We start from the raw sequence: 6,631 nt of genomic DNA on the forward strand, positions 1-6,631 counted from the left end.
GAGGGTGGGCGAGCCCGTCCAGGTGGCGGGCATCACGGTGGCGGGAGATGTGGCCACGGGCCGCGAGGCGGGGCTGTCCCGGCTCATGAAGGGCGAGGTCTTTGGTGATGAGGACTGGAGCGCCTTCGCCGGGGCCTCGCGAGCGGTGAACGAGGAGCTGCTGCGCCTGTCTGAGCAGGAGGCCGCGAAGGGGGCGAAGCTCCTCCTCTGGTCCGAGGGCAACGCGGTGGTGCTGGCCACGGAGCTGGAGGCGCTCATCGCGCGGGGGAGCACGCTGGCGCGCGAGCGGGGCGTGTGGCTCGGCATGTCGGTGGCGAGCATGACGCCCGAGGCGGAGCGGCTGCTGCGCAACGAGCTCATCCTGGTGGGGCCGGATGGCGCGGTGGCATGGCGCTACGTGAAGTCCCGGCCGGTGCCGGGCTGGGAGGCGGAGCACTCCATCCCGGGCAGCGCGGAGCCGGCGGTGAGCCAGGCCCCCGGTGTGGGAGTCCTGGGTGGCGCCATCTGCTTCGACGGTGACTTCCCGGGGGTGTTCGCCAGCGCCTCGGCGCGAGGGCTCGAGCTGCTCCTGCTGCCATCGAGCGACTGGAAGGGCATCAGCCCGTTGCACACGCGGCAGGCGGTGTTCCGCGCGGTGGAGCAGGGCTTCAGCATGGTGCGGCAGGTGAACCAGGGGCTGTCCGTGGCGGTGGACGGCTACGGGCGCGTGTATGGCGAACTGGACCACTTCACGGCGGAGGAGCGCGTGCTGCGCGCGGAGCTGCCGGTGGGCCGGGTGCCCACGCTCTACGCGCGCATCGGGGACTCGGTGGGGCTGCTCTCCGGCCTGGTCGCGCTGGCCTGGGTGCTCCAGGCCTCCGTTCGGGGGCTCATCGCGCGGCGGCGGAGCGTCACCAAGGCGGGCCGCACGGATGACCACGGGCCACTGTCTGTCATTGAGTGACGGTGGACTCAATCAGCCGCGTGCTTCGGTGAAGACCGGTTCGTTCCGCCGGATGCGTTCGAAGAGTTCGCCGTGGTCGATTTCGCCGAGGTCGATGTTCCAGAGGCCGGGCACCAGGAAGGCGGAGGCCCACAATGCGGCCTCCTCGCCGGAGCGCCCGTTCTCGAAGCGATGCTCCGTGCGGAGCTCTCCGTAGCACGCGACCTCGTGATCATTCTCATCCAGGAAGCGCGTCTCCAGGTTGCCCGCCACGATGAGACTCTCATCGTTGTAGACGCCCTGGATGACGTCCCGGACCACCAGGTCGCCCAGGACCAGGAAGTTCCCCGACGTCCGCAGCCCCTTTGCGACACAGCGGCCCAGGACCACGATGGTCGAATCCGGTCCGCAGTCGTCCAGGAATCCATCGACCACCAGGTCGCCCAGCACGAGGAGGGGACAGGTGACGAGCAGCGAGCCGGGAGCCTTCGCGTTGCCCGTCACGACCGTGGCCTTGGACAGCGACGCATCCAGTACGGCGTCCACGGGCTCAAGGAACTCGCGCATCACCACGGCGGCCAGGCCGACATGTGACACGGGCCCGGGGCACAGCGCCTTCGCGAGCGCGGCGGGCTGAAGGGGCTCGTCCTTGGGGAACGCCCTCTCCAGGGTCGTGACCCGGGGCGTGCCCTGATGGGAGAGCGCATCCCGGAGGGCTCCGTCCAGTCGGGCGAGCGTGGCCTCCGCGCGCGGAAGGAAGTCGTTCTTGGAAAGGAGCATGGGCGCGCATCCTATCCAGTCCTCGACCTATCCAGCCCTGGCCTTCGTCGGGTGCTGTCAGCGCGGGCCGTAGACGGGCAGGTCCGCTCCCGCCTCGAATGCGCCCAGGTCCGGCGCCGGGCCGGTGAAACCCTCGTTGATGTTTGGCAGGGGCTGGCCCGCGTTCGCCGCGGCCGAATCCGCCCGGATGCGCAGGTCCGGCTTCGCGTAGAGCGTCATTGGGTCGGCGGGATACGCCACCGAGGTCGCGAACGCCGTGAGGTCCACCTGCACGGCATGCTGTTCGCTCGTTCCGGTTCGCAGGGTCTGGAGGCTGGTGAACGGGGTGGCGCCCAGGCGGCCCGTGACGGTGTCAGTGGTGGAACCCACTCCGTCGTAGTCGAGGCTCGAGCTGGCGACCTCCAGGTCGGGGACGTGCAACACCCGGCCGGTGCCACTGCTGTACCCATTGAACGTGCCGCCGGTCCCTCCCAGGAAGAGGTTGTTGCGCGCGTAGAGGTGCGCCACCGGACGGCCCGCGTAGATGCCGAACGCATCTCCGTGCTTGACCACCGTGTTGTGCAGGAGCACGTCACCCGTGCTACCCCGGTAGAGTTTGAAGGCCACGTGCACCGCGTTGTAGATGGCATTGCGGACGAAGTACGTGGGCCCGCCCAACCCCGGCTGCGACGACACCGCGATGAAGTTGTTCGTCAGCCGGTTGCGGACGATGCGGCAGTTGTGGAAGCAGAAGTCCGCCTCGATGCCGTCATCCGCGTTGCCGGTCAGGTCGTTGTTCAGGATGTCGATGCTGAACTGATCCGCGGCCTCCTCGTCCTCCATGAGGGAGATGCCGTCCCGGAACCCCGTCACGCGGTTGTGCAGGATGACGTGCCCCGGGCCGTTGACGGCGATGCCTTCGCCCAGGTTGTCTCCGCTGGCGCCGAGCGACGCCTCCGCCCACTGCGTCAGGCCCGTCACCACGTTGTCCGCGATGTATGCGTTCTCCGCGCGGGTGAAGGTCACGATGCCGTCGCCTCCATGGGCGCTGCTGGCATTGATGGCGCAACGCTGGATGATGATGTGCTTCGAGCCGTTGAAGCGGATGCGGCCGTTGACGGTGAGTCCTTCGAGGTGGACGTGGGACTGGGCGAAGAGGTTGATGGCGCCGTTGATCACCACCCCGGCCGTCCCCCGGAGCACGATGGGCTTTCCTTCCGTGCCGCTCCGGGACCAATCAAAGCCAGCGTAGGTTCCCGCGCCCAGTTGGAGGACATCCCCCGGCTGTGCGCTCGCGGCGACGCTGGCGAACGTGCCGGGTGTCACTGCCTTGACGGGGGCGCCTGCCATGGGGACCGGCACCGGGCGGGTGGTGGCGGTCGCGGTGCGCGTGGTCGTCCCGCCATCAGGGTCCGTGAGGGTGAGCTCCAACTCGTAGGTCGTCCCCGGCTGGAGGTCGAACACGCTGCCGGAATGGCGGCCCGTCCAGCTGAAGCCCTCGTTGCTGCCCGCGGCCACGCGGCGCAGCGGCAGCGCTTCGCGCCAGGGGCCGGTGCCCGAGGCCCGGTAGCGGACCGTCACCACGCCATTGGCGTTGGCATCTCCGCTGAACGCCCACTCCACGGTCAGGTGGTGCAGCGTCGGGAAGGGCAGACTTGTCTCGCCGGCCACCGTGGCATTGTCCCCGAGGCCTCCTCCATCGCTGCCGCCGTCGGCAAGGAGTCCCCCATCCATGGGTTCGCCTTCATCCGGTGTCGCATCGGAACAGGCGACCGACGTCAGCAGTCCAAGAACACGGGCCCAGCGCCAGGATGAAGGGGTCATGGGTTTCCTTTCCGCCCACCTTGTCCGACGCGGTCCATACGGGCAATGAACCTGGCCCTTCGGGTCTTGTTCGTTGCCAGGGCGGTTGCGAAAAAAGCACGACCGTTTTATGAAGAGCCCATGCGCAAGGGCGAGCTCACCCATCAGACCATCCTGGAGACGGCCGTCCGGCTGGCGGAGGAGCTGGGCCTCTCCAAGAGCGGCCTGTTCGCGCACTTCAAGTCCAAGACGGAGCTGCAGGTGCAGGTCCTGGAGGCGGCCACCGTCGTCTTCACCGAGCGCGTCATCCGCCCGGCGCTGGGCAGGGCCCGCGGCGAGCCCCGGGTGCGGGCGCTCTTCGACGGCTGGCTCACGTGGGACCGGGACAAGCTGCTCGAGGGCGGCTGCATCTTCGTGGCGGCGGCAGCGGAGCTGGACGACGCGCCCGGGCCCGCGAGGGACACGCTGGTGCAGGGGCAGCGGGACTGGCTGGACTGCCTGGCCCAGGCCGCGCGCATCGCCGTGGCGGAAGGGCACTTCCGCGACGCGCTGGACGTGGAGCAGTTCGCCCATGATCAGTACGCGGTGATGCTGGGCTTCCACCACGCGAAGCGGTTGATGCGGGACCCCCAGGCCGAGGCGCGAGCCCGCCGGGCCTTCGACGCGCTCGTCACCGCCGCGCGCACCCCCACTTCCTGACCTTGTTGTTGCCGTGTCCTTCGAGGAGGACCTCATCATGGCTGAAAATAGCACGAACGTTCGGACGAAGATGGCGCTGTGGGGTGTGCGGGCGGCGGCGCGGAGTCTGGGGGCGGTGGCGCCCGGGCTGGCGGCGGAGTGGTCGGAGCGGCTGTTCCTGACGCCCCAGCGGCCGCGGCGCTCGCGCACGGCGGAGGCGGTGCTGGCGCGGGGCCAGCCCCGGGTGTTGAGGGTGGAGGGTGAGAAGGTGGCGGTGTGGAGCTGGGGCGAGGGCCCCCGGGTGCTGCTGGTGCACGGGTGGAGCGGCTACGGCGGGCAGCTCACGGCCTTCGTGCAGCCCCTGGTGGACGCGGGTTTCTCGGTGGTGACGTACGACGCGCCGGGGCACGGGGCGTCCTCCGGGCGCACCAGCTCGTTGCCGGAGCTGGCGGGAATGGTGGCGGCGGTGGGGCAGGCGACAGGCGGGCCCTACGCGGTGGTGGCGCACTCGTTCGGCGCGGCGGCCACGGCGGTGGCGCTGCGGGACGGGATGAAGGTGGAGCGCGCGGTCTTCATCTCGCCGCCGGCGGATCCGCTGGCGGGCATCCGGGCCTTCGCGGACACGGTGGGCCTGTCGGAGGCCATGTGGCGGCGGATGGCGGCGCGAATCGAGGCGCGCTTCGACATGCGGCTGGCGGACCTGGCGCTGCCTGCCTTCGCGCCAGGGTTGGACGTGCCGCTGCGCATCTTCCACGACGTGGGGGACCGCGAGGTGCCGCTGGAAGCAGGCGAAGCGGTGGCGCGCGCGTGGCCGGGCGCGAAGCTCACGCGCACGGAAGGACTGGGGCACTTCCGCATCCTCTATGCGCCGGAGGTGCTGTCACCCGCGGTGGATTTCCTGGCGGAAGGACGGCCGGGCAATGCCTGGCCCGGGCCGGAGCTGCTGGCGTCGGTGGCGTCCGCGCGAGGGATGCGGCGGCGAAGCGCGGGCAACGCCGCCGGCATGGGTGACAAGGGTCAGGCCCGGGGCCCATGAGGCCGCTTCGGGGCCGCGACCTCCTCCGTCTTCGGGGGGAGGACGTCCTCCTGCGGAGACTCGGTCACCTTGCCGCTTCCGCGCAGGCGCTCCTCGACGAGCGCCATCTGCATCTGCTGGAGCGCGGTGAGCCGGTGCTTCGCGGTGCTTCGGGTCTCTTCCTTGATGGCCCGCTCCAGCTCGACGACCGTGCCGAGCTGGTCATAGACATCTGACTGTCCTTGAAGGAAGGAGTCCGCCCCGAACACCCCCTTGAAGCAGGGGATGACATGTCCCTGTTTCCCGAGCGCCGCCGTCACCTCGCCCAGCAGCAGGCGCGCCGCTTCCTCCGTCCGCACGAGGGACTCGGCCTCCACCTCTGCTCCCTGTCCGGCGAGGGCGGTCCCCAGGTGGCTCTTCTTCACGATGCTCTCCACGTCGTGCAGCGTCTTGGAGAGCTCCTCCGCCCCCTTGCTGCTCTCCACGAGCAGGAGGTTCAGGTAGAGCGCGCCAATCACAGGCGCTCCCTTCCATACCTGGAGGCCGCCATCCCCGAAGCGGATCTCCCTGCCGGCTCCGTCCTGATGGAAGACGCCCTTCATCGGCTCCGCGGCCGAGGAGAGGAGCGATGGAGTCCGGCCCGAGAGGTCCCAGGCGATCCCGACAAGGTAGAGATCGTTGGACGCCTGTCTCAGCAACGTGAAGTCGAAGGACGGGGTGATGCTCACGCGGCGCAGCCGCACCGAGACCTCCTCGCGAGTCGAACGAAGCCCCATCCGCAATGCGTCATGCGCCGCCTCCACGCCCGATGACGTGATGCGCAGGGGGATCTCGGTGAATGGATCATTCCCGCGGACCACCTGGATGAGCGCTGGCGTCCGCTCCGCACGGCTCGGACGCACCCTCCGCCTGCCCGGCTTCTCCTCCTCCTCGACGCCCTCCCGGGTCGCTTCCTCCGGAGGAATGATGGCGGCATCCAGCAGGGCCCAGCAGTCCGTCGCCAGGGGGCGCTCCCGGTCGAAGAAGGTCCACGGAAGCAAGCCGTAGCCGCCCATTCCCCATTCCGCGCTCCAACTGTTCTTGAAGAGCACGTGGGAGTCGCTGTAGCCCACCGCGAGGACGGCGTGACCTCCCTCCACGGCCTCCTGCGGCGCCGGGTACGGGATGATCCCGCTCGCATTCACCTCCGGCGAGAACATCGAGCTGAAGCAGGTGAAGCCGAAGGCGAACGGCAATCCCGCGTCCAGCGCGCTCTTCAAATGCCCGATCTTCTCTTCCAAGCGGAAGTACTGGATGGCCCGGAAGTTCTGCGCGAAGGCGTACTGGAAGGCCTGTGGCTCGCGGTCGAAGTCGCTCTCCTTGTAGGGCCAGTATTCCTCTGGCGGCACGCCGAAGAGGCGCAGCGCGCGAATCGTGCTGCGGATGAAGGCCCCCGTGTCGCCCCGGCCCTCCCA

Annotated in this window: 6 protein-coding genes; 3 read left to right on the forward strand and 3 right to left on the reverse strand. The window is 69.5% G+C overall.

Features of this window, described 5'->3' with window-relative positions:
* On the forward strand, positions 1-943 hold a 943-nt coding region (locus D7Y21_RS39510), incomplete at its 5' end, for a nitrilase-related carbon-nitrogen hydrolase (protein ID WP_304988583.1).
* Between the two features lie 12 nt (positions 944-955).
* On the opposite strand, the gene D7Y21_RS39515 is transcribed toward D7Y21_RS39510, so the two are convergent.
* Both D7Y21_RS39515 and D7Y21_RS39520 read right to left on the reverse strand, forming a co-directional pair.
* Positions 956-1,702 carry a hypothetical protein gene (locus tag D7Y21_RS39515; protein WP_121718466.1) on the reverse strand — a complete coding sequence of 249 codons (747 nt, stop codon included), beginning with the start codon at positions 1,700-1,702 and terminating at the stop codon, positions 956-958.
* Between the two features lie 57 nt (positions 1,703-1,759).
* Entirely contained in the window at positions 1,760-3,415 is a 1,656-nt protein-coding gene (locus D7Y21_RS39520; protein WP_233612474.1) for a right-handed parallel beta-helix repeat-containing protein, read from the reverse strand.
* Between the two features lie 210 nt (positions 3,416-3,625).
* Between D7Y21_RS39520 and D7Y21_RS39525 the strand changes: the two genes are divergently transcribed.
* Positions 3,626-4,183 carry a TetR/AcrR family transcriptional regulator gene (locus D7Y21_RS39525; protein ID WP_121718467.1) on the forward strand — a complete coding sequence of 186 codons (558 nt, stop codon included), beginning with the start codon at positions 3,626-3,628 and terminating at the stop codon, positions 4,181-4,183.
* Between the two features lie 37 nt (positions 4,184-4,220).
* Positions 4,221-5,198 (forward strand): alpha/beta hydrolase, encoded by a 978-nt coding sequence (locus D7Y21_RS39530; protein WP_121718469.1) that lies wholly within the window; start codon positions 4,221-4,223, stop codon positions 5,196-5,198.
* Here the strand turns inward: D7Y21_RS39530 and D7Y21_RS39535 are convergent.
* Positions 5,180-6,631: C1 family peptidase (locus tag D7Y21_RS39535; RefSeq protein WP_147469514.1), on the reverse strand; the 1,452-nt coding region annotated here is incomplete at its 5' end. The two genes, D7Y21_RS39530 and D7Y21_RS39535, sit on opposite strands and share 19 nt — an antisense overlap.

The organism is Corallococcus sp. AB045, assembly GCF_003668895.1.
In the GTDB taxonomy this organism is placed as follows: Bacteria; Myxococcota; Myxococcia; order Myxococcales; family Myxococcaceae; genus Corallococcus; species Corallococcus coralloides.